Origin of the sequence: Erythrobacter sp. YT30, assembly GCF_001542875.1 — a bacterium.
Taxonomy (GTDB): domain Bacteria; phylum Pseudomonadota; class Alphaproteobacteria; order Sphingomonadales; family Sphingomonadaceae; genus Erythrobacter.
The window spans coordinates 275791-299005 of record NZ_LMAF01000002.1 but is presented as its reverse complement, the minus strand read 5'-3'; the positions used below and the strand labels follow the sequence as shown (position 1 = coordinate 299005).

General features: G+C 58.9%; 21 protein-coding genes. 7 read left to right on the top strand and 14 right to left on the bottom strand.

The window, feature by feature from the left end:
* Positions 1-44 precede the first annotated feature (44 nt).
* Positions 45-614 (top strand): pseudoazurin, encoded by a 570-nt coding sequence (locus AUC45_RS06190; RefSeq protein ID WP_082701001.1) that lies wholly within the window; start codon positions 45-47, stop codon positions 612-614.
* Positions 615-722: 108 nt separating this feature from the next.
* Here AUC45_RS06190 and hemA read toward each other — a convergent pair whose 3' ends face one another.
* From hemA to bchF, 14 genes are read right to left on the bottom strand one after another with little or no spacing between them, the layout of a single operon-like run.
* Complete coding sequence (hemA, locus tag AUC45_RS06185; RefSeq protein WP_067599905.1) at positions 723-1943, bottom strand: 5-aminolevulinate synthase; 1221 nt, start codon at positions 1941-1943, stop codon at positions 723-725.
* A 32-nt stretch (positions 1944-1975) separates the two neighbouring features.
* The gene (gene puhE / locus AUC45_RS06180; protein WP_067599903.1) at positions 1976-2758 is read right to left on the bottom strand and encodes a putative photosynthetic complex assembly protein PuhE; all 783 of its coding nucleotides are present in this window, start codon (positions 2756-2758) and stop codon (positions 1976-1978) included.
* On the bottom strand, positions 2752-3840 hold the full coding sequence (gene acsF / locus AUC45_RS06175) for a magnesium-protoporphyrin IX monomethyl ester (oxidative) cyclase (protein WP_067599900.1): 1089 nt from the start codon (positions 3838-3840) through the stop codon (positions 2752-2754). Before acsF ends, puhE begins: the two co-directional genes overlap by 7 nt.
* Positions 3837-4154 carry a hypothetical protein gene (locus tag AUC45_RS06170; protein WP_067599897.1) on the bottom strand — a complete coding sequence of 106 codons (318 nt, stop codon included), beginning with the start codon at positions 4152-4154 and terminating at the stop codon, positions 3837-3839. Before AUC45_RS06170 ends, acsF begins: the two co-directional genes overlap by 4 nt.
* Positions 4154-4669 (bottom strand): photosynthetic complex assembly protein PuhC, encoded by a 516-nt coding sequence (puhC, locus tag AUC45_RS06165; protein WP_067599895.1) that lies wholly within the window; start codon positions 4667-4669, stop codon positions 4154-4156. The genes AUC45_RS06170 and puhC overlap by 1 nt, the downstream gene beginning before the upstream one ends.
* Positions 4666-5418, bottom strand: coding sequence for a photosynthetic complex putative assembly protein PuhB (puhB, locus tag AUC45_RS06160; protein WP_233998554.1), 753 nt, complete (start codon positions 5416-5418; stop codon positions 4666-4668). Before puhB ends, puhC begins: the two co-directional genes overlap by 4 nt.
* The gene (puhA, locus tag AUC45_RS06155; protein ID WP_067599891.1) at positions 5409-6221 is read right to left on the bottom strand and encodes a photosynthetic reaction center subunit H; all 813 of its coding nucleotides are present in this window, start codon (positions 6219-6221) and stop codon (positions 5409-5411) included. Before puhA ends, puhB begins: the two co-directional genes overlap by 10 nt.
* A 46-nt stretch (positions 6222-6267) precedes the next feature.
* Positions 6268-7704 carry a BCD family MFS transporter gene (locus tag AUC45_RS06150; protein WP_067599888.1) on the bottom strand — a complete coding sequence of 479 codons (1437 nt, stop codon included), beginning with the start codon at positions 7702-7704 and terminating at the stop codon, positions 6268-6270.
* Positions 7701-8408: a magnesium protoporphyrin IX methyltransferase gene (bchM, locus tag AUC45_RS06145; protein WP_067603590.1), complete on the bottom strand. Its 708-nt coding sequence runs from the start codon at positions 8406-8408 to the stop codon at positions 7701-7703. The genes AUC45_RS06150 and bchM overlap by 4 nt, the downstream gene beginning before the upstream one ends.
* Positions 8408-9304: a ferredoxin:protochlorophyllide reductase (ATP-dependent) iron-sulfur ATP-binding protein gene (gene bchL, locus AUC45_RS06140; protein WP_067599885.1), complete on the bottom strand. Its 897-nt coding sequence runs from the start codon at positions 9302-9304 to the stop codon at positions 8408-8410. Before bchL ends, bchM begins: the two co-directional genes overlap by 1 nt.
* Positions 9305-9323: 19 nt before the next feature.
* On the bottom strand, positions 9324-12956 hold the full coding sequence (locus AUC45_RS06135; RefSeq protein ID WP_067599882.1) for a magnesium chelatase subunit H: 3633 nt from the start codon (positions 12954-12956) through the stop codon (positions 9324-9326).
* Complete coding sequence (gene bchB / locus AUC45_RS06130) at positions 12946-14523, bottom strand: ferredoxin:protochlorophyllide reductase (ATP-dependent) subunit B (RefSeq protein WP_067599879.1); 1578 nt, start codon at positions 14521-14523, stop codon at positions 12946-12948. Before bchB ends, AUC45_RS06135 begins: the two co-directional genes overlap by 11 nt.
* 2 nt (positions 14524-14525) lie before the next feature.
* A complete protein-coding gene (locus AUC45_RS06125) occupies positions 14526-15830 on the bottom strand; it encodes a ferredoxin:protochlorophyllide reductase (ATP-dependent) subunit N (RefSeq protein ID WP_067599876.1) in 1305 nt (434 codons plus the stop codon).
* Positions 15827-16372, bottom strand: coding sequence for a 2-vinyl bacteriochlorophyllide hydratase (gene bchF, locus AUC45_RS06120; RefSeq protein ID WP_082700999.1), 546 nt, complete (start codon positions 16370-16372; stop codon positions 15827-15829). Before bchF ends, AUC45_RS06125 begins: the two co-directional genes overlap by 4 nt.
* A 251-nt stretch (positions 16373-16623) precedes the next feature.
* Between bchF and AUC45_RS06115 the strand changes: the two genes are divergently transcribed.
* The 6 genes from AUC45_RS06115 (at position 16624) to AUC45_RS06090 (ending at position 23177) form a co-directional block, all read left to right on the top strand.
* Positions 16624-17586 carry a B12-binding domain-containing protein gene (locus tag AUC45_RS06115; protein ID WP_233998552.1) on the top strand — a complete coding sequence of 321 codons (963 nt, stop codon included), beginning with the start codon at positions 16624-16626 and terminating at the stop codon, positions 17584-17586.
* Between the two features lie 12 nt (positions 17587-17598).
* Positions 17599-19020, top strand: a complete 1422-nt coding sequence (ppsR, locus tag AUC45_RS06110) for a transcriptional regulator PpsR (protein WP_067599873.1) — start codon at positions 17599-17601, stop codon at positions 19018-19020.
* Positions 19021-19223: 203 nt separating this feature from the next.
* Positions 19224-20126: a chlorophyll synthase ChlG gene (gene chlG, locus AUC45_RS06105; RefSeq protein ID WP_067599870.1), complete on the top strand. Its 903-nt coding sequence runs from the start codon at positions 19224-19226 to the stop codon at positions 20124-20126.
* On the top strand, positions 20126-21490 hold the full coding sequence (locus AUC45_RS06100; protein WP_067599867.1) for a BCD family MFS transporter: 1365 nt from the start codon (positions 20126-20128) through the stop codon (positions 21488-21490). The genes chlG and AUC45_RS06100 overlap by 1 nt, the downstream gene beginning before the upstream one ends.
* Positions 21487-22683: a geranylgeranyl diphosphate reductase gene (locus AUC45_RS06095; RefSeq protein WP_067599864.1), complete on the top strand. Its 1197-nt coding sequence runs from the start codon at positions 21487-21489 to the stop codon at positions 22681-22683. Before AUC45_RS06100 ends, AUC45_RS06095 begins: the two co-directional genes overlap by 4 nt.
* Positions 22683-23177, top strand: a complete 495-nt coding sequence (locus tag AUC45_RS06090; protein ID WP_067599861.1) for a TspO/MBR family protein — start codon at positions 22683-22685, stop codon at positions 23175-23177. The genes AUC45_RS06095 and AUC45_RS06090 overlap by 1 nt, the downstream gene beginning before the upstream one ends.
* The last annotated feature ends 38 nt before the right edge of the window (positions 23178-23215 follow it).

Here is a 23215-nt window from a genome sequence, read left to right as displayed (position 1 = left end):
CTGTGTCGCGGGAAGATAAAGTATTTCAACAAGGGAATTTTTTTATGAAGCGTAATGTTCTTTTGGGCGCAGTGGCTGCAACCAGCCTTATCGCGCTTTCCGCATGCGGTGGCGGTGCACAAGAAGCGCCTGCAGCTGATGACGCAGCAGAAGCGCCCGCCGAAGAAGAAACCACAGCAGAAGCGCCTGCCGAAGAAGTCGAAGCTGTTCCTGCAGCCGAAGCCAACGGCACCATCATCGAAGTTGAAATGCTCACACGCGATCCCGACACGGGCCGCCAGGTGTTCAAGCCCGGCCTCGTTCGCGCGAAAGTTGGCGACACGATCGTTTTCAAACCAACCGATCCGACCCACCAGTCGCAATCAATCGACGAAATGATCCCAGCCGGCGTCACCGGATGGCAGGGCGCGATCAACGAAGAAGTGTCCTATGTCGTCCCGGCACCGGGCATTTACGGCTACAAGTGCAACCCGCACTATGCAGCTGGCATGATCGGCCTGATCGTCGTTGAAGGCGAAGGCATGGAAGCCAACCTCGAAGCTGCCAAAGCTGTGACCCACCCCGGTCTTGCTGGCAAAGCGTTTGAGGAACTGTTTGCTGAGGCAAGCCTCTAAACAGACGGTCTTTCGAGACAAGAAAAGGGCGGCAAGGGATGACCTTGCCGCCCTTTTTGTATCTGGGTGGGAGCGGGCTCTGAGCCTCGCCGGAGAAACCCTTTGCTATCAGGCCGCCATCTTGCCGCGAGCTAGCTCGCACTGGCTCCAGATTTCGCTAAGTGCGGCAATCAGGCGGTCGATATCGCCATCGTCATGCACGGGTGAAGGCGTCAGCCGAAGCCGCTCTGTCCCTACAGGCACGGTCGGATAATTGATCGGCTGCACGTAGATGCCGTGATTGTCCATCAGCCAGTCGCTGATCATTTTGCACTTCTTCGCATCCCCCACCATCACCGGGATGATGTGGCTGGGATTGGGAAGATGCGGGATGCCAACGATATCGAGCTGACGGCGCACTTGCTCCACCCGATCCTTTTGCAGATCGCGTTCGTCATTGCTGTGCTTGAGATGACGAATGCTCGCCGCAGCGCCCGCTGCCACTGCAGGTGGAAGCGCGGTTGAAAAGATAAACCCGCTCGCAAAGCTGCGTACGAAGTCAACGAGATTGGAAGAAGCAGCAATGTAGCCGCCCATCACGCCGAATGCTTTGCCAAGCGTTCCCTCGATAACATCGATTCGGTCCATCAAACCCTCGCGCTCGGCAATGCCGCCGCCGCGTGGGCCGTAAAGGCCAACTGCGTGGACTTCATCGATGTACGAAAGCGCGCCATGCTTCTCGCACACGTCGAGAATGTCGGCGATGGGCGCGATGTCGCCATCCATCGAATAGACGCTTTCAAAAACGACGAGCTTCGGAACTTCGGGGCCGAAATCGGACAGCATCCGGTCTAGGTCTTCCGGATCATTGTGCTTCCAGATCTTGTAGGGCGCTCTCGAATGGCGAACCCCTTCGATCATGCTCGCGTGATTGAGCGCATCGGAAAACACCACGCATCCTGGGATTTTCGCAGCGAGAGTGCCAATCCCCGCCCAGTTCGAAACATAGCCCGAGGTGAAGAGCAGAGCGCTTTCCTTGCCATGCAGATCGGCAAGCTCGGCTTCCAGTTCGACATGGTAGTGATTGGTGCCCGAAATGTTGCGCGTACCGCCTGCGCCCGCACCGCATTCATCGAGGCAGGAATGCATCGCCTCGATCACTGTGGGGTGCTGGCCCATGCCGAGATAATCGTTCGAACACCACACGGTGACCGCCTGCGTTTCCTCGCCGATAAAGCGCGTTGCATGCGGGAATTTGCCGCGGTGCCGCTTGATATCGGTGAAGACTCGGTAGCGACCTTCTTCGCGAACGCCGTCCAGCTCCTTCGCAAAATAGGTTTCGTAATCCATGGCGTTTCCCTCTGCTTCTAATTCTTATGCGTTCAGTTCTGATGAGTCTTGCGACGCGAAAAGGCCCAACCCCACAGCATTCCATCGCGAAACGGCAGGGCGAGAAAGACGTGTTCCAATGCGCCCAAGAGGCACAATGTCGTAAGAAGGCTGGCCCCTACCATTTCGGCAGAGCCAACAGGCGCAGACAGCGCAAGGCTGCCAAACCATCCGGCAAGCGCGGCAATCGCAATCACCGATGCGGCGAGCAGAACTGTCATCCGATTGGTGCCGAAATAGGTGCGCAAATAGGCAAGGTGTGCGGGCAGCATTTCCGATGAGGAATTGGGGACACCAACATAAAGATTGATCTTCGAAGACAGGCGCAGGCCAAACAGCAGCACAAACACCGTCGCGCCGATCTGGTTGGGCATGTTCCAGGAGAGCGAAATCAGCAACAGGGCCGTCAGCGCCAGCGTGATTTCGTGATGGAGCACTGTGGCGCTTGCCTGCGCGAAACGACGTGCGCCGCGAAGGGAGGGATCAGCCCCTTCGCGGCGCGGACCGGCAGAAGCGCCGGTCAAAAAACCAATTTCATGCCAGCCCCAAACCATCAGCGCGCCGATGAATGCGAGGTAAACCGAGCTCACCGAAACGCTCATCGAGGCAAACAGGATCACCAGCAATCCGGCTATCCCGCCAACACCGCCGATGGTGAGGCTGCGCGAAAATGTGGCGCGGCCAAGATTGTCCGCCCAGGCGATAAGCCCGGTGGCGAAAAACCAGATCGCAACCGCCACGATGAACGGGATAATATGGCCCGCCCAACTTACCATGCAGGCTGGAGTCTTATCGTCTGTGGCAAAACGTTGCGCTTGGGTGTTTGGAAATACATCCGCGCAAAGTTGTATCCAGCGCCTGCCATCCCGCTGATGCGCTTCAAAAGCCCGCCAATGCCACCTTGCGCTTTGCCATCTTCAATGCGGATCGATGCTTGGCGCAGCGCCTCCATGCGGGCACGGAATTTGGGATTATCGATATCGAGTTCGACCGGATAGACCTGGCGCGAAATCTGATTGCAGATATCGAACACTTTGTAGTCATATTCGGTCGGATCAATGCCCAGTGCTTTGTGAAAAACAGGCCGTGAGTGATCGCGCACATACATTGTCGCATAGACCGACAAGAGGAAGAACCGGATCCAAAGCTTGTTATGCCCCTTCAGAAGGTCGGGGTCGGCATGCATCAACATTGCAAAAGCCTCGCCATGGCGAAACTCATCATTGCACCATTCCTCGAACCAGTCGAAAATGGGGTGAAATTTGTTCTCAGGATGCTTTTCAAGGTGACGATAGATCGCAATGTAACGTGAATATCCAATTTTTTCAGATAGATAAACCGCATACCAGATGAATTTAGGTTTGAAGTAAGTGTACTTCTTGGTCTTCGTCAGAAAGCCCAGATCAACGCCGATCCCTGCATCCTTCAGGCTCTCATTGATAAAGCCTGCATGGCGGCTTTCATCGCGGGCAAGCAGTTTGAAAAGCTGCTTCACATCAGGGTTCTTCGTGCGCCGCGCGATCTCTGCATAGAGAACGCAACCCGAAAACTCCGAAGTCATCGAGCTGACGAGGAAGTCGGTAAACTCAGCCCGCAGTTCCGGCTCAAGGCCTTCGATAATGCCTGCAAAATCGTTCTTGTGGCGAAAGTGCTTCTTGTTGGGATCGCCCACCATATCGGCGATCAGCTGATCCCACTCCTCGCGCACAAGCGACACATCAATTGCATCGAGCGCGTCGAAATCGGTGGTGTAGAAACGGGGGGTCAGGATCGTGTCCTGCGTCGCCAACGCCATCGCTTCTTCGCTGGTCATCATTTCCTGATTGGCGGATGCTTTGATATCGGTATGGGCGTTCATTTGATCCTCCCGGCGTTAAAGCTGACCTCGTACAATTCGGCGAGATCGAAGTAGGCAGCGCACTTGATGGCGAGGCGTTTTAAAGGTCCGGCCCGCGTCACTGTGGCGCTGCGTTCAAAAACTTCGCGGCTGCCAAACGGGATCGAGATCGGATCGCCATGGACGCGAACCTTGTCGCCCGGCTCCATCTCAATCTCTTCGGGCAGTTCGACATGCGCATGAAAGTGCTCAGAGCTTTGTTCGACCGTGATCGTGCAGCGCGTTTCAAATTGCCGCGCATGGATAGCCGATCCCTTAGCTATCGCGTCCGCCATCAGTTCGCTCCCTTTTGTGACAAAGTGGCTGTGGGCAGATCAGCGTGCAGCATATCTGCAAAAATCTTGCGATTGTCCGGCCCGAAAGAGGCAAGTTCGATCGACTTGTCGGTTGCCGGATCGAGCAGGGTCAGCGCGCCGTCGTCCCATTCGATCAGCTCAAAACCAGTCTCTGCCCCGATCCCGCGAATGCGGCGCTGGTGAACGAGCGCGCGGGCGGTCTGGCGCACAAATCCCCCCGTGCCGCGGTCATATTCGCCAATCACCGCGCCGGTTTCAGCATCCTCAACCCGCACCATGCCGCCTTCTGCATCAAAGAACTGGATTTGCCGCGTGGCGACTTCCTTTGTGCCAGCCTCTGCGCGCACTTCGCTTGGCACGGCTTCCACATCGAAAAAGCCCCAGCTTACCGATGCCGTCATCGCGATGGTGCTGATGACCAGCACGCACGCCATGATGAGCGGCACGCGGTGGACTTTGATATCGTCGTCCTCGTCATAGGTTTTGACGATCATGCCGGGGCTCCTTCCAGACCAGTTTTATTGTCAGGACTGCGATGGCCCGACACGGCCGGTTCGTTCTGCGGCTTGGCGACCGGTGCGTCCTTGACCTGAGTCAAATTGCGCTCAATCGCGCCAAAGGCGCTGCGTGCTTCGGCCAGTTTCATGGCCACTGCTTCTGCATCGGGCACTGCGCGTAGCATTGGCTGCGGGTGCTGGAAGCGAAACGGGCGCACATGCGGCCAGAGCAGGAAATAGCCGAGGAGCCGCTCGCCCTTGAGCTCCAAAGCGATATCGCCGTGACCCTTACCGCGCGTTTTCAAGTTGGCCGCTCTTACCTGTTTCAAAGGCACGTTGATGCGTGCCTCGATCGCCATGCCAATCCGCAGGATAAGGCGTGCATCGGTCAGGATATAGAGGCTCGTGCGAGCGCTGATCTGCGCCAGCAGATAAAGAACGCCGATACCAAACGCGCCCAGTCCAGCAACGAACAGAGCCCGTTCGAGCGAGCCGAATGCAAAAGCAAGCGCCGTCAGGATCGCAAAGTAAATCGCGACAGAGCGTGTGTGGAAAGCCGTGCGCGCCAGCAGCGCTGCATCGGGCCGTCCCTTCCACAAAACACGCTCATCAACAGCAGGCGTGCCCATCGGATCGCCATGTGCCTTTGGTCCGTGCTGATCCAGTTCAGCGGCAGAATTGGCCCCGGCTGAGGACGCGAGATCGCGCCCGTCAGCTTGGGAGCCAGGTAACGTATTCAGATCCACGGTTCCGCTCTTTCCGGCGTCGCATACATGTATCCGCCGCCATAATAGGCCATGATCTTGTCTTCCTCGAGACGGGTGATCTGGCCGGGTGTGGCAAGCCGCGGGACGTCCGCGAATTGCTCTGATGTGATCGCGTCGATTTCAACCTCATCGGGCTTGTCAGGCCAGATGCCGGACAACAGGCCCTTGCCGCCGACAACTGCGACAAACATCGGTGCCAGCACCTTGTCGCCTGCATTGGTTTCGACCTCGAGATAGCGAATGAGGTGCTCTGATTGGTCAACCCAGATGTCGGACACTTTGCCCGCCACCTTCTTGTCCGCGCCAATTACCGGCCAACCGACGATGTCTGGATCGCCAGGGGCAATCTCGATCTCATGGCTCAGGCCAATCGGCACAATCCGGTTGCGGCCATCAAAGGTTAGGTCTGGATAATCCTGGCGCTGAGTGAAGGCAGCAGGACCCATGCCATCCTTCATCGGATTGCCTGTTGGCTCCCATGGTGCGCCGCCGCCGCTGAAAGTGCGCTGGGCAGGGATATTGCCGACCTTGCTGAGCTCATCGCGCGGCTCATCCTCGGGGACATAGACCCCGCGGCCATGTGGCAATTTGAAGGTCTTTTTGTCGCCCACGTTGAGAAGCGGCATGCTTTCCACGCGGCCCGTGACTTCATCTTCGAGTGGATAGCCTTCGCGGCGGCTTTCCCGCGCTAGGTAGAGCACCAGAGCGATGAAGAAGAAGAAAAACAGGAAAAACGCCAGCTCTGCGACGTCGAATGTACCCACGATATAGGCGGTTCTCATTATACGGTCCTTTCCAAAGTAAGGGCGGCTGATCCCTTAGGCCGCATCATGTCGGAAACTCACGCAGGCCGAACGGCTGGTCTGCGCTATCCCCGGTATCGGTGGTTGTGGTGCGATGCCGACCAACTAGTGGTCCGATCGCGGCGAGCGCTGCAAGAAGCAGCAAAATTTCAAATATGTAGACGACGCTGTACCCGGTCGCGCGGGTGGCAATGGCTGAGGAAAGGTCCCCGCTCATCGCGATAGCAGCAGTGCCGTCACGGATCGCTCCGCCGAGCGCAATGCCCGCGCCAGCACACGTCGCCTGCACCGCGCCCCATGCGCCAAGGGCGAGGCCCGAAGTTTCGGATTTGGCAAGGTTCATGGCCTCGATCAGCGTGCCAACCGAGAACAATCCGAGGCCAAGGCCGATGGTAATGCTGCCTGCAAAGAGCATCGCACTCGATCCGAATGGTGCGGCAAACAGCACCAGCAGAAAGGCATTTATGCCGAGCACCAGCCCGCTTCCTGCAATCCGCAGCGGATCACCGCCGCGTGCAAGCGAACGCCCGGAAATCAGGAAACCGACCAAAGCGCCCAAGGCCCATGCGCCTGTCAGCCCGGTGGTCGCGCCAACTGACAGCCCCAGAATCTCGCCGCCATAAGGCTCAAGCAAGGCATCCTGCATCGCAAAGCCCGCCGCGCCAATGCCGATCGCTGTAAGGAGCCGTGCATTGCGGCCATCGCGCACAAACGCGCGCCAAAGATCGCCAAAATCGGGCGTTTCGCGATCGGGAGCGGTTGCGGCCTTGTTGCGCGCTTCCTGCTTCCATAGCGCTGCGATATTGAGCGCCATCGTCAGCACAGCTGCACCTTGGATAACCTGTACAAGCCGCGTTGGGCTGAAATCGATCAGCAACCCGCCAATTACGAATGCGCTGAACATCATCCCGACAAGCAGCATGACATAAAGCAGCGCAACTGCGCGTGGACGTTTGTCTTCGGGTGCAAGATCGCTTGCGAGCGCGAGACCAGCTGTCTGCGTGATGTGAAAGCCAGCACCCGTCATCAGGAAGGCCGCCATAGCTGCAACTATGCCCACCGTCTGTTTGGCTGGTTCTTCCAGCAAGAGCAGCGCAAACGGCATGATCGCAAGACCGCCAAATTGCAGCATCGTGCCCATCCAGATGTAAGGAACGCGTCTCCATCCGAGCACCGAGCGGTGCGTGTCTGATTTATGTCCGATGAGCGCGCGGAATGGCGCGACCAGCAGCGGCACTGCGATCAGCAGCGCGACAATCCACGCGGGCACACTCAGTTCAACGATCATCACCCGGTTGAGCGTCCCGTTGAGCAGCACTGCTGCCATCCCGACGCTCACTTGAAACAGCGCAAGCCTCAACAGCCGCCCCAATGGCAGATCCGCGCTTGCCGCATCGGCAAACGGGAGCCAACGCAGGCTAAGCTGCATCAGAGGGGAGGGAGGGCGAGGCCGTGTGCTCATTTCTGCCTGACAAGCTCCATCGCTTGGCTCGTGTAGAAGCCGGAAGAAATCCGCTCGCTGCGCCCGATTGACCAGCCATCGAGTGTTGAAAGACTAGCACGCAATTCAGCCTCTGGTACGGGCACGATCGCGGGTGACCTGTCGCCCTTTGGAAAGGCTTTTCCAACCGTGTGCATCGCGCCCAGAAGACGAGTGTGCGGGGCGAATGTGAAGAGGATTGATTGCGCCGTGCGCTGAGCAAGCTTTGTAAGGGATTCCACCAGATCTTCAGGCGAATAGTGGATTAGCGAGTCCATCGCGACCGTATGTGCAAATTCGCCATAGGCGGGATCAAGCATATCGCCAGCCCGCCAGCGAACCTTGCCATGGCCAACGAAACCCTGCGCGCGTTTGCGAGCGACTTCGACGAGGCCTTCTGCCACATCGACGGCGGTGACATCCGCGCCCCGGCACGCCGCGGCCACAGCCAAAGCGCCCGTTCCGCAGCCCGCATCAAGAACGCGCGTGCGGCGTAGATCAGATGGCAGCCAGCTCATCAAAGTCGCGCGCATGTCATCTCGTCCCGCGCGAACGGTTGCGCGGATGCCGCTGACTTTGGTGTCCGATGTGAGATCGATCCACGCCTGTTTCGCTGTGCTGTCGAAATAGGTCGCAAGTCTTTCGCGCTGCGCGGTGTATGGTGTGTCAGATACGCGTGTGGCCATCATTCAAACCCCAAAAAGTCGAAAATGTCGCGGTCTTTCATCGGCGCTGCCGTGGTCGGATCGACGCCTGCCCACAGCATTGCTGCAAGGCGCAGATATTCGTCCTGGGCCGCGACCACTTCAGGGTCATCGCCCATTTCGAACAGAGTGCATTTTTTGAGGCGCGAGCGGCGGATCGCATCTACATCGCGGAAGTGCGCAAGGCGCTGCATCCCGATCTTGTCGCAGAAGCGGTCAATCTCGTCGGTTTCGCGGCTGCGATTGGCGACAACGCCTGCAAGACGCACGTCGTAATTCTTCGATTTCGCTCCGATAGCAGCGACGATCCGGTTCATTGCAAAGATGCTGTCGAAATCGTTTGCGGCAACCACAAGTGCGCGCTCTGCATGTTGCAAGGGCGCGGCAAATCCGCCGCACACCACATCGCCGAGCACATCGAAAATAACGACGTCGGTGTCTTCCAAAAGGTGATGTTGTTTGAGGAGCTTGACCGTCTGCCCCACGACATATCCGCCGCAGCCTGTGCCCGCAGGAGGGCCGCCGGCCTCAACGCACATGACGCCGTTATACCCTTCGAACATGTAATCGTCCGGGCGTAGCTCTTCGCTATGGAATTCAACCGTTTCGAGCACGTCGATCACAGTCGGCATCAGCTTTTTGGTGAGCGTGAAAGTGCTGTCATGCTTGGGATCGCAGCCGATTTGCAGGACCCGGTGGCCAAGCTTTGAAAAAGCAGCCGACAGGTTCGAAGACGTGGTCGATTTCCCGATCCCGCCTTTGCCATAGACGGCAAAGACTTTCGCGCCTTTGATCTGATCGCGCGGGTCCAATTGGACCTGAACGGAGCCTTCTCCATCCGCTTTGCTGAAGCTCGATTTTGGCGTTTGCAAATTCATCGGTTTGGCGATCCCTTGTTTATCCCTCACTCGCGAACACGCCTTCGAGGCGGTCTTCGAGTTCATCATTAGCTTCGCGAAGTGCGGCGAGTGTCTCATCATCCGGCGCCCAAAGCTGCCGGTCACACGCTTCGAGCAAGCGGCCCGCAACGCGAGCGGAGGCTTTCGGATTGAGCTCGGACAGGCGGCGGCGCATGTCCTGATCGAGCACGAACGTTTCGGAAATTTGCTGGTAAACCCAAGGCTTCACCTGGCCCGTCGTCGCCGACCATCCGAGCGTGCTTGTCACATGCCCTTCGATGGCGCGTACGCCTTCGAAACCGTGATCGAGCATTCCTTCGAACCATTTGGGGTTGAGCGTGCGGGTGCGCGCTTCGAGATCGATCTGTTCGGATAGAGTGCGCACCTTGGCGTTTTTGCCGCGCGTCGCATCTAGGATGTAGACGGGAGCCTCTTCGCCTTTAGCCTTCGCAATCGAGCGGGACACGCCGCCAAGACCGTCAACATATTGATCAACATCGTTGATGCCGAGTTCGATGCTTTCCAGATTCTGATAGGTGAAATCGACCGTGCCGAGTGCGCTCTGCAGCAATTCGCGTTGCTGCACCGGTTTGCCGTTCACTCCGTAAGCATAGCCTTTATTCACCTCGAAAGCGTTGGCGAGTTCGTCCGGGTCCGCCCATACGCCGCCATCGATCATCTGATTGACGTTCGCGCCGTATGACCCTTCGGCATTGGAAAAGACACGCAAGGCCGAGGTTTCCACATCGCAGCCGTGTTGTTCAGCATGAGCGAGCGAGTGCTTGCGCACGAAATTTTGCTCAAGCGGCTCATCCGCTTTCGCAGCAAGCAGTGCAGCTTCGGCCAGCATCCGGGTTTGCAAGGGCAGCAGATCGCGGAAAATGCCCGAAAGCGTCATCACCACGTCAATGCGCGGGCGTCCGAGATCAGCGATCGGGATCAATTCCGCCCCGCACAGTCGACCATAGGCATCACGGCGGGGCTTGGCACCGATAAGCGTCATCGCCTGTGCGATCTGGACGCCTTCGGTCTTCATATTGTCCGTGCCCCACAGCACCATCGCAATGCTCTCGGGGAAGGGATCACCGCTTTCGACATGCCGCGCGATCAACTTTTCGGCCTGATCGCGGCCCTGCATGCAGGCATAGGCAGATGGAACGCGGAAGGGGTCAAACCCATGGATGTTGCGACCCGTGGGCAGGACATCAGCGTTAGCGACGATATCGCCGCCAGGCGCGGGCTGGACGTAGCCGCCATCTAGCGCGTGAATGAGCGAGCCCAGTTCATCGCTTGCATCGAGTTTCGCCGCCAGTTCGTCGCGCGCGGGTAACTCGCCAGCCGCTTCAGCCGCCTCGAACATGGCATCGAGCATATCCTCGCGATCAGCGCCTTGCGGGTTTTGTCCCAGGACATGGAGCCCATGCGGGATCAGCGATTGCTCAATCTCATAAAGCTGTGCGGAAAGATCCGAAATGTCGCCGCATTCGATATCAAGCGCGTCGCATTGATCGGCTATCAATTCAGCCAGATCAGCGCTTTCCTGCGCGTCGCTCGATGTGCGCCAGCGCTCAACGCCTTCTTTCAGTTCAGTAAGGCCCTTGTAGAGTCCTGCCTGCGCGAGCGGCGGCGTCATATAGCTTACAAGCGTTGCCGCAGACCGCCGTTTTGCAAGCATCCCTTCGGACGGATTGTTCGCAGCATAAAGATAGTAGTTGGGCAGATCGCCAATCAGCCTGTCCGGCCAGCAATCACCCGACATGCCCACCTGCTTACCCGGCATGAATTCGAGCGCGCCATGCGTGCCAAAATGCAGCACCGAGTGCGCGCCAAAGTCTTCGCGGATCCAGCGATAGAACGCGCTGAATGCATGGGTGGGCGCAAAGCGGCCTTCGAAGAGAAGCCGCATTGGGTCGCCCTCATAGCCGAACGCGGGTTGAACGCCGACAAAGACATTCCCGAATTCAGCGCCGAGGACTTGAATGTGCGAGCCATCCGATTGCGCTTTTCCCGGGGCAGGTCCCCAGTGCTCCTCGATTTCGGCAAGGTGCGTTTCGCGGCGGACATGCTCATCTGCCGGAATGCGCGCTGCGACATTGGCATCGGATCCGAAGCGTTCCGAATTGCCCTTGAGGAGTGTGTCACGCAACGCGTCAACGCTTTCGGGGACATCGACACTGTATCCTTCAGCAGCGAGCCGTTTGAGCGTTGCGTGCAGCGATTCAAACACGGAAAGGAATGCCGCGCTGCCCGTCGCGCCTGCATTGGGCGGGAAGTTAAACAGGACAATGGCGAGCTTGCGAGCTGCGCGCTCCGAACGGCGCAATGCGATGAGTTTTGTGACGCGAGCGGCGAGAGCCTCGGCGCGTTCAGGACAGCCCTGCATGGCGCGCACACCCTTTGTCTCTGGTCGCTCGCAATGGCGGTCACATCCTGTGCATTCGCCGCCGCCAGCACCGGCTCTTCCGCCAAAGACGCTCGGCACGCTTGATCCGTCGAGTTCGGGTAACGCGACCATCATGGTGGCTTCAATCGGGAGAAGCCCCTGATCACGTCCGCGCCATTCCTCAATCGTCTGGAATTCCAGCGCGTGCGCTGCGAGATAAGGCACGTCGAAATCGCCCAAAACCTCGCTCGCGGCGGACGCATCGTTGTACGCAGGACCGCCTACGAGGCTGAAACCTGTTAGGTTCACGATTGCATCGACGCTCGGCTTACCGTGCTTGTCGCGGAAGAATTTCTCAATCGCCGGACGCGCATCGAGACCGCTTGCGAAGACGGGCATCACATTGAGGCCAGCTTCTTCGAATGCGGCAATCGCGCCGTCATAGTGACCGCTGTCGTGGCCAAGCAGGTAAGACCGCAGCAGGATCAGACCGACAGTGCCGTTCTTTCCCTTCGCGGGAGGGAGCAGGCGAAGCCCTTCGGAAATGCGCTGAGTGGTGCGCGGATGATAGACGCCGGTTTCAGGGTATTCGCGGGGTGGCTCTGCCTTGGTGATGCCGCGCCGGGCCATCCGCTCACCACCGGCATACCGATCAATGAGCGCGCGAACCATCGCGACGACGTTCTCATCCGACCCCGCAAGCCAGTATTGCAGCGTGAGGAAATAGGCGCGCACGTCCTGCGCGGTGCCGGGTATGAATTTGAGGATCTTGGGCAGGCGGCGCAGCATCTTCATCTGGCCAGCACCCGATGATGCGCCCTGTTTTTTCGATCCGCGCAGCTTCTTCAAAAGCGCCAGCGGACCTTTGGCCGGTGCATCCATGCGATAACCGCCCAGCCGCGTCAGTTTGACGATTTCGCCCGCCGACATGAGGCCGAGCATCGCATCGCAATTTTCGCGGCGCTCTTCCAATGCGGGCAGGATGGCGCGCACATGGTCATCGAGGAACAGCATGGTCGCGATGACGATATCAGCCTCGGCAATGGCGGCTTTGGCTGCGTCGAGATGCACGCCATCGCGGTCCCAATCGGCCGCGGCGTGGAGCGTCAGATCAATATTATCTTTTGAAAGGGTTTCGCCCGCGCGTTCAGCGGCGCCTTTCAGATGGTTGTCGAGCGTTATGATCGCCACCCTGACGGGCGCCTTGCTGCGCAGGGCAGGAGGGGCAGGGCGCTCACTATCGCGCATAATGCGCCTTCGCATCGTAAAGCGTTTCGAGATCGATTGGAGCGCGGCCCTGTTCGGCGGCGAAGCTTTCCGTATTCCGGCGCGCTTTTCCGCGCACGAAGAACGGTATTTTCTTGAGTTCGCGCGCGGCTTCATCGGTCCAGACAGCGGCATCGAGCGCGGTTACTTCGGGTTCGGGATGCGCCTCGGGTACGACTTCGGATAGTGTCGCAGGCGTCTTGGGCGAATGCGCCGCGTGGTGCGAGGCGCCCGCTTCATCGGAGAACTCAAAGTCCTCACGGAACATGGTGAGGAGGTGCTCTTCAAGCCCCATCACCAGTGGGTGCACCCACGTGTCAAAGATCACATTCGCGCCTTCAAAACCCATCTGAGGCGAATGACGCGCGGGGAAATCCTGCACGTGGACAGGTGATGAAATCACTGCGCAGGGCAGGCCAAGGCGTTTGGCGATGTGCCGTTCCATCTGCGTGCCCAGCACCAGCTCGGGCGACGCGGCTGCAATCGCTTCTTCGACCTCGAGATGATCGTCGGTGATCAGCGCTTCGAGTCCGTGCTCTTTCGCCTCTGCCCGCACATCGCGAGCGAATTCGCGGTTGTAGCAGCCAAGGCCGCACACTTCGAAACCAAGCTCATCACGAGCGATCCGGGCGGCAGCGACAGCATGTGTCGCATCGCCAAAGATGAAGACGCGTTTGCCGGTGAGATAGGTCGAATCGACGCTGCGGCTCCACCATGGCATGCGGGAAAGGGTGTCGCCGAGGGCAAGCGTGGGATCTGCACTTGCCAGCTCGGCGACGTCGGCAATGAAAGCGCGTGTGGCGCCCACGCCGATAGGGATTGAGCGGACCGTGGGCTGCTTGAACGTGCGTTCGAGCCAGCGGGCCGCTTCATCTGCTATTTCGGGATAAAGGGAGATATTGAAATCGGCAGCGCCGATCCGTGTGATGTCATGTGGGGTTGCGCCCAACGGGGCGACAAGGTTTACATCAACATCGAGTTTTTCGAGGATTTTCTTGATTTCAACGAGGTCATCGCGGTGGCGGAAGCCAAGCGCGGTTGGGCCAAGGATATTGGCGCGCGCGCGCCGTTTGCCATTGGGGCCTTCACGCGGTTCGCGCACGATATCCTTATCCGCCAACCCGCGAACAATCTGATAGAAGGTTTCAGCAGCGCCCCAGTTTTCCTTGCGCTGGTAGCTCGGCAGCTCAAGCGGGATAGCGGGGCAGGGCAGGTCCATCGCTTCGGCAAGGCCAGCCGGGTCATCTTGGATCAGCTCCGCCGTGCAAGATGCGCCCACAATCATCGCCTGCGGTCTGAACCGCTCAGCAGCATCGCGCGCAGCCTCCTGGAACAGCTCGGCAGTATCCTTGCCAAGATCGCGCGCTTCGAATGTGGTGTAGGTGACCGGGGGACGCTTATTGCGCCGCTCAATCATCGTGAAAAGCAGATCGGCATAGGTGTCACCCTGCGGGGCGTGCAGCACGTAGTGGAGCTTATCCATCGCAGTTGCAACGCGCATCGCGCCGACATGGGGCGGGCCTTCATATGTCCAGACGGAGAGCTGCATCGTTACACCTCCAGCCTGTCTCGGCGGCGCAGGGGCCGCGCGAAGAGTTCTGCAAGGTCGCCTGCCTGATCGAAACCGTGAATGGGCGAAAAGACGAGTTCAATCGCCCATTTGGTCGTGAAACCTTCGGCTTCGAGTGGGTTTGCAAGGCCGAGGCCGCATACTGTGAGATCGGGCCTGTCAGCGCGCACGCGGTCCAATTGGTTGTCGACGTGCTGGCCTTCGCTGATCCGGGTCGTTTCAGGCAGCAGCGCCAGATCGCCTGCGCAGTGTCCGCGGTGGAGATAGGGCGTACCTACTTCAACCGGCTCCATGCCGAGTTCCGTGGCGAGGAAACGCGCAAGTGGCACTTCCAATTGCGAATCCGGCAGGAAGCTGATGCGTTTGCCTTCGAGCGCGGCGCGCGAATGCTCAATCGCGAGTTTTGCCCGTTCGCGGCCGGGCGTTATCACTTGCTCGGTGTGAGCAGGATCAATGCCGAAAGCGTTTGCGGCGGCGCGAAGCCAGTCCGAGGTGCCTTCCGCGCCGAACGGAAAGAGCGCCTCAATCCGCTTGGCGCCGCGGCTTTCCAGAGCCATGGCCGTTTCTGCGAGGAAAGGCTGGGCGAGGATATAGCGCGTGTTCGGCCCCAATGCGGGCAATTTGCGAGCGTTGCGCGCTGGAAGCACGCCGACGCGCTTGATGCCAAGCTGATCAAAGAGGCGCAGGAATTGATCTTCAACAATGTCAGGAAGCGCGCCGACAATCAGCAGCTCTTGCAGCGCGTCTTCTGCCAGCATGGGCATTTCGGGCACTAGCGCTGCAAGGCAAGCATCCTCGCCTTGGGTGAACGTCGTCTCAATCCCGCTGCCTGAATAATTCAGGATACAAACATCAGGCATATGCCGCGCGCCGAGGCGTTCCGCAGCTTTGGCAAGATCGAGCTTGATCACTTCAGACGGGCACGAACCGACGAGGAACAGCGTCTTGATATCGGGCCGCCGTGCAAGCAGGCGATCAACCACTCGGTCAAGCTCATCCTGAGCATCGACCATTCCGGCAAGGTCACGCTCTTCCATGATCGCGGTCGCAAAGCGTGGCTCTGCAAAGATCATGACGCCCGCTGCCGATTGCAGTAAGTGCGCACAGGTGCGCGAGCCTACGACGAGGAAGAACGCATCCTGCATCTTGCGGTGCAGCCAGACGATGCCGGTTAGCCCGCAGAATACTTCGCGTTGTCCGCGCTCGCGCAGGATTGGGCGCGCGTCATCCGTATCCGCTTTGGCGAGCGGGGCATCGCAGCCGGGGAGGGTGGTCGCGACGCTCATGCTGGCACCGCCTTGTGGGCAGAACCCTCAAGCCTCGCCATACGCAGCTTCCACAGGAACTGGCCAGCATTGATCACATAAGTCGCATAGGCGGCAAGCGCGACGCCCAAACGCTGCTCAACTGTGCCAATGCCGCTAAACAGCATCACCAGATACAGCGTATGCAGGGCGAGCACCGCCATCGAGAAAACATCTTCCCAGAAGAAGGCGGGCGCGAACAGCCATTTGCCGAACACGACCTTTTCCCAGATCGATCCGGTCACCATGATGGCGTAGAGCACCATTGTCTTGATCACGATGGAAAGATCGGCAGCGAACGCACCTTCGCCTGTTGCAAGCGTGCGGATCACCAATCCAAGGCTGATCAGGAAAACAACAAATTGGACGGGTGCGAGGATCCCCTGAACCAGGGTCCAACGCGACTCATCACGCCGCCGCCTTTCAGCAGGCGAATAGAGCGTTGCGCTTGATCCCTCTTTATCGTTCGGCGGCGATCCGATTGCCGTCGTGTCGACCGGGGATGCGTGATCCGTCCGAGTCATAATTAGGTGAAAACCTTTTCTCACAGACTCAGCGAAGTACGCCCCTTACACCCGGGGTGTCAACTCTTATTGACGTACAGTTAAACTTACACACAGGGGCGAAAAACGGGCGGTCATTGCGGAAATGACAATTTCAGCGTAAGGCCTGCTTGACGGACGAAGGACTCGCGATCTTGCGATATGCGTTCGGCACGGTTGCAACTGCTAAGCGCGATGCATTTGCTGCCCACAAGGCCCGAGGAGGGTCTGCTATGACACGACCCAGCGGCAAAGGCTCAAAGCGGCAGTCACCCAACACTGAAACCATGTTTGGCGCCTCGTCTGCAGCCATACGCAAGGTCATGGATCGCTCGCTGGGAAGAGCAAAATCAAAGCCCGATGACGAGGTGTCATTTGCCGCTTTTTCGGAAGGTGCGCTGGCAAAGACCTTGTCGATGGATCCGGTTAACAGTGCGATAGAAGGGGAAATTATACCCCGTCTGATGATGGCGCATGCCGCCACGCTTGATCCCGCGCCTGACCCAGCCTCTGCACTGGAGATTTCCATTCAGACATCTGATTTTGCATTGCTTCCTCTTCAGATGGAAGCCGCCGATCTCCTCGAACATATCGATGAGTTCCTGAACCAAGGCATCGATTTCGAAACGATTTGCGTCGATGTTCTGGCGCCTGCCGCCAGAAAACTGGGCGAGATGTGGTGCGAAGATGAGTGCGACTTTGTCGATGTCACAATGGGATTGTGGCGCCTTCAGGAAGTCATGCGCTCTCTTTCGGCTCGCGTGCCGACGAAGACGCCGCGCAATGTTATTCCCGGCACCGCGCTATTCTCGCCCATTCCGGGCGATCCCCACGCATTCGGCGCGCAAATGATCGATGAGATTTTCGCGAAGGCGGGATGGTTGAGCGAAGTCATTGTTAAACCTCAGCGCCGCGAATTGCTCGATCAGCTTTCGAAAAAGCCGTTCGATCTCGTCGGCCTTACGATTACGCGCGACAGCCCGATTTCGGCGATTGCCAGCCTGGTAAAAACCATGCGCGGCGTATCGGCCAATCCGGACGTTTTCATCCTGATCGGTGGAAACATGGTCAATGCCAATCCCGGCCTTGTTGACGAGGTGGGTGCGGATGGTACCGCCATAAACGCACGTGACGCACTGAAACTGGCGGAAAGCCTAGTCGAAGCGTCCGCGCATAAAGCGCTCACATTGCGGTAGGCGAAGAACAAGATGCTCACACGCAAGCACTCCATTGAAGGGAAAAACCCCTTCGGCGCAGCTTCCGGGCTGTTCGATAGCCTGGATGCCGATGCAGCGAAGAAACTCGCCATGGTGGCGGGCGATGTCACGCTTGTTCTCGATGATACCGGCACCATTCTGGATGCGGCGTTTGATCCCAAGGATTTCCCCGATTTTGAGAATTGGGTGGGTGAAAACTGGATCGAGACGGTTACCGACGAAAGCCGGCCCAAGATCATGGAAATGCTGGCCGCCGCACGACGCGGAGAGGTACAGCATTGGCGCCAGGTCAATCATCCTACACGCAATGGCGATGTGCCGATCCGCTATGCCGTATTGAGCGTCAATGGCGGCGAGCACTTTATCGCCTTTGGCCGCGATCTGCGGGAAGCGGGCAAGCTCCAGCAACGACTTTTGCAAGTACAACAATCACTTGAGCGCGATTACCTGAGAATGCGCCAGCTGGAATCGCGCTATCGCATGCTGTTCGATCTTTCGGCAGAGCCTGTGATGATTGTGGAAGCATCGAGCCTGCGCATTCGCGAAGCCAACCCTTCGGCGCACAGTCTGGTGGGTGCGCGTCTGGGCAGTCTTCCGGGCAAGAAATTGCTCAGTCTTGTGGACAGATCATCGCGTGATGCGGTGCAGGCACTCGTCGGCGCGGCGCTCGCATCCGAAGCGATTGGCCCTGCGACTATCAAGATCGCCAAGGGTTCGCGCGAAGTCACCGCATCGTTTTCCGGCTTCACGCAGGATCGCGGGCAATATCTGCTTGTTCGCCTGGTCCCGGCCGAGGAGAACGCCTTGGCCGAAACCTCGCCGATCGCTGATCTGGTCGATAACATGCCGGATGCCTTTGTTGTGGCCAACAGCAATCTGGAAATTGTCAACGCGAACAATGCCTTTGTCGAGTTGGTGAATGCCGCCAGCCTCGATCAATTGCGCGGTCAGCACCTGTCTGAAAACATCGGCAGACCGGGCATTGATCTCGACCTAATAGAGGGTCAGATCGATCAATATGGCGCTGCTCGCAATGTCAGCACGGTGCTGCGTTCGGGCAATGAAATCGATGGTGAACCGGTGGAGCTTTCCGCTGTGCGCAGCGGGGGTGACGAACCGCTTTATGCCTTTGTCATCCGACCGATTGGAAGGCGCCTGCGCGATCTGCCTCCCGGATCGCAGGATCTGCCGCGTTCGGTTGAACAACTCACCGATCTCGTGGGGCGGATGTCGCTTAAGGACATTGTCCGCGAAAGCACCGATTTGATTGAGCGATTGTGCATCGAGGCGGCGCTGTCATACACATCGGACAATCGCGCTTCGGCAGCTGAGATCCTCGGACTTTCGCGCCAGAGCCTCTATTCCAAGCTTCATCGCTATGGCCTCGGAAATTTGCCGAGCGAAGGCGAGTAGGTCTCTGCTCAGAGCGCGTGCCTGAAACCGGCGCCAACACCCTTCAAATCGTGGAAAGCGTGCGGTCATTCGGCTGGCCAATTGTCATGCACGACGACTGATTTTCAGCCTTTTGATCGCATTTGGTGTCAAAAGCGCGAGACAGTCAGAATATAGTGTCAAAATAATTTGACGCCTTAGAGTGTCATACGTACTCTGCCCAGATGGACAGGCAGGCCGTTTCGACTCGCGCTGCGCCCCTACCGGCGCTCCGCGATGTTGTGCAGCTTCTTCGTCCGATCACCTGGTTTCCTCCCATGTGGGCTTTTATGTGCGGTGCCGTCTCTTCAGGAGCGGGACTGGATGGCCGCATGTGGTTTGTTGCTGGCGGAATTCTACTAGCAGGCCCGCTGGTTTGCGGGACAAGTCAGGCCGTAAATGACTGGTTCGATCGCCATGTCGATGCCATCAATGAACCGGATCGCCCCATCCCGTCGGGTCGTGTCGCCGGGCGCTGGGGTCTCTACATCGCTCTCATCGGTACAGCTGTATCGGCTGCGGTTGCCTGGGCGCTGGGTCCGCTCGTGTTCATTGCCGGATTGGTTGGCCTCGCACTCGCCTGGGCTTATTCCGCGCCGCCTTTTCGGTTCAAGACGAGCGGATGGACAGGCCCCGCCGTAGTCGGCTTCACCTATGAGGGATTGAGCTGGTTTACAGGCGCAACTGTGATGCTGGGCGCTTTGCCTTCTGCGCAAGTTCTCACCGTGATCGCGCTCTACAGCATCGGCGCGCACGGCATCATGACATTGAACGATTTCAAGGCTGTCGAGGGCGACCGGGCAACGGGCCTCAAATCGCTTCCGGTCACACTTGGCGTAAGTGGAGCAGCGCGGCTCGCATGCCTGACGATGGCCGCGTCCCAAGTGATCGTCATCGCCCTGCTCGCCGCCTGGGGCTACACGATCTCGGCACTGGCCGTCGCGGGCGTCTTGATCGCGCAGATCGCCGCGATGCCCCGCCTTTTGAGCAATCCTGCAAAATACGCGCCGTGGTATAACGGCGTAGGCGTGACGCTTTACGTGCTTGGCATGCTGGCGGCGGCGCTGGGGCTGGGGGGCTATATCTGATGGCTACCCTGGCTTTGTCTTCGAACGCTTCTGCTGGTTTCAGCTGGTTCGCGATTGCCCGCATAGGCCTGGTGCAGGCATCTATCGGCGCGCTCGTGATGATGGCGACCACGGTGCTCAACCGTTTGATGGTCGTCGAATACGGTCTGGTGGCCGCGATACCTGCGGGCCTCGTCGCTTGGCATTACGCCGTACAACTGGGCCGCCCGTTATGGGGGCATGGCTCCGATCAGGGCAAAAGCCGCACGCCGTGGATCATCGGCGGAATGGTGGTGCTTGCGGGCGGCGCTTTGCTCGCGACGCAAGCGACATTGATGATGGTAGAGGCATCCACTGCCGCTTTCGCGCTCGCAATCCTTGGATACACGATCATCGGTGTTGGAGTGGGCGCCGCGGGCACTTCGGCGCTTGCGCTACTCGCATCAAGTGTCGCACCGGAACGGCGCGCACCTGCCGCTGCTCTCACTTGGATCATGATGATCGCCGGGATCGTCGCTTCCGCCATCACTGTGGGCGCGGCGATCAAACCTTTTTCGCCCGAGCGATTGATCGAAGTGGCTGTCACTCTCGCAGCAGTCGCCATCGCCATCACTGTCATCGCGACGTGGCGGCTTGATAGCGGGCATCACTCGTTCGAGGAGACGTATAAATCAGGCGAAGCCCCCGATTTCCGCGTCGCCATCCGCGAGATCTTTGCTGAGCGCGCCGCGCGGCGCTTCACCATTTTCATCTTCGTCTCGATGATGGCGTACAACATGCAAGACCTGATCCTGGAGCCATTTGCGGGACAGATTTTCGGCATGGCTCCCGGCGACTCCACGCAATTGGGCGGCATGCTCAATGCAGGCGGACTTGTCGGCATGATTGTCGCAGGCATTGGAGGCAGCGCGTTTCAGGCGCGACTTCCTAGCGATTTGAGATTCTGGATCGTAAGCGGCTGCGTTGGCTCGGCGATTGGACTTGCCGGGCTTGCCGCGGGAGCGATGATCGGGCCGGGCTGGCCGCTCACTGCCAATGTGCTGTTTCTTGGTTTCTGCAACGGCGTGTTCGCGGTCGCTGCGATCGGGGCAATGATGGGCCTTGCCGGCGCAGGCGAGAAAACCCGTGAGGGCGTACGCATGGGCGTATGGGGCGCATCACAGGCGATTGCGTTCGGATTTGCCGGTTTCCTCGGCGCGGCAGGCCGCGATATTGCGCTCCTCATTTTGGGCGATGTGGGCCGCGCTTATCAGATAGTCTTCGCCTTTGAAGGCTTGCTGTTCGTAGCGGCGGCCCTCCTTGCTCTGCTGATCTCTGCGCCCGCCCGCAGGAGCCCTACCACCCAACCCATTCAACCCGATCCCGAAGCGGAGGTTTTCGCATGACAGAGACTATTTATGATGCCGTCGTAATAGGCGGCGGGCCGGCCGGCGCCATCGCCGCGACTGATTTGGCGCTGGCCGGTCACTCTGTTCTGCTGATGGAACGGGGAGGGCGGATCAAACCCTGCGGCGGCGCGGTGCCCCCGCGAATGCTTGCCGATTTCGACGTCCCGCAAAGCCTGCTGGTTGCCCGCGCCCGTTCTGCGCGCATGATCGCGCCTTCGGGCCGCGCGGTCGATATGCCGGTGGGTGAGATTGGCTATGTCGGGATGGTGGATCGCGATGAGTTCGACGAATGGCTGCGTGAGCGCGCGCGCATGTCGGGTGCGGAAAGGCTGGCGGCAACTTTTGAGAAGATCGAGCGTGATGACAGCCAACATCCCTTGGTGACATTTCGCAGACAGCGCGGGGGTGAGCTAGAGAGCGTGAGAGCCCGCTGCATTATCGGTGCGGACGGGGCGCGATCTTCGGTGGCAAAACAGAGCCTGCCCGATGCCGAACGCGTGAAATGCGTGTTTGCCTATCACGAGATCATCAAATCGCCCGACAATGACACCGACGCCTTCGACGGCGCGCGTTGCGATGTCTTCTATCAGGGCCGATTGTCTCCCGATTTCTACGCCTGGGTTTTCCCGCATGGCGAAACCGCCAGCATTGGCGTGGGAAGCGCGAACAAAGGCTTCTCCCTTCGTGGAGCCGTTTCAACCATGCGCGATGATCTGGGCCTTTCCCGGTGCGAAACGGTCCGCCGCGAGGGCGCACCGATACCGCTGAAGCCGCTCAAAAAATGGGACAATGGCCGCGATGTGATTGTCGCTGGCGATGCCGCCGGGATCGTCGCGCCGGCATCGGGTGAAGGCATTTACTACGCGATGACGGGCGGGAGATATGTCGCAGAGGCTGCGAGCCAATTCCTAAAAACCGGGGAAGCAAAAGCGCTCAAGACCGCGCGCAAACGCTTCATGAAAGATCATGGCCGCGTCTTCTGGATTCTCGGCATGATGCAGTATTTCTGGTATTCAAGCGACAAACGGCGCGAGCGATTTGTGACCATGTGCGATGACAAGGACGTCCAGCACCTCACCTGGCAGGCGTACATGAACAAGAAGCTCGTGCGATCCAAGCCTATGGCGCATGTGAAGATATTCCTGAAGGATACAGCCCACCTTCTTGGGCTGAGAGAGGCGACACGGTGATGCAAGTGGCAGTTCGAGCAACGCTGGTGATTCCGATCGTTCTGGCAACGATTGCCGCGCTTTTTGTGGCGGCACTGGGCGCCAGCATGACGGACACAGGGCCGTGGTATCAAAGCCTCGCAAAGCCTTCCTGGACGCCGCCTGATCCGATGTTCGCGATGATCTGGACCGCGGTCTTTGGTCTCATCACGGTCTCCGGCATCACTGCATGGCGTGCTGCACCAACCGCGCGAGTGGCCCAGCGTGTGATCACTCTGTTTGCGGTAAACGGCGCGCTGAATATCGTTTGGAGCCTTCTGTTCTTCCGCCTCCAACGTCCCGACTGGGCAATGGTGGAAGTAAGCGTGTTGTGGCTCTCAATCATCGGCCTGATGATCTATTGCGGCCGGTATTCGCGCATCGCGAGCCTTTCGCTTGTGCCATATCTTGCATGGGTGAGCGTGGCCGCTGTGCTCAATTGGGCAATCGTTGATCTGAACGCGCCCTTTGGCTGAGCTTTGCCGGGCGAACAGAGGCGGCGAGCCGCGCGCTG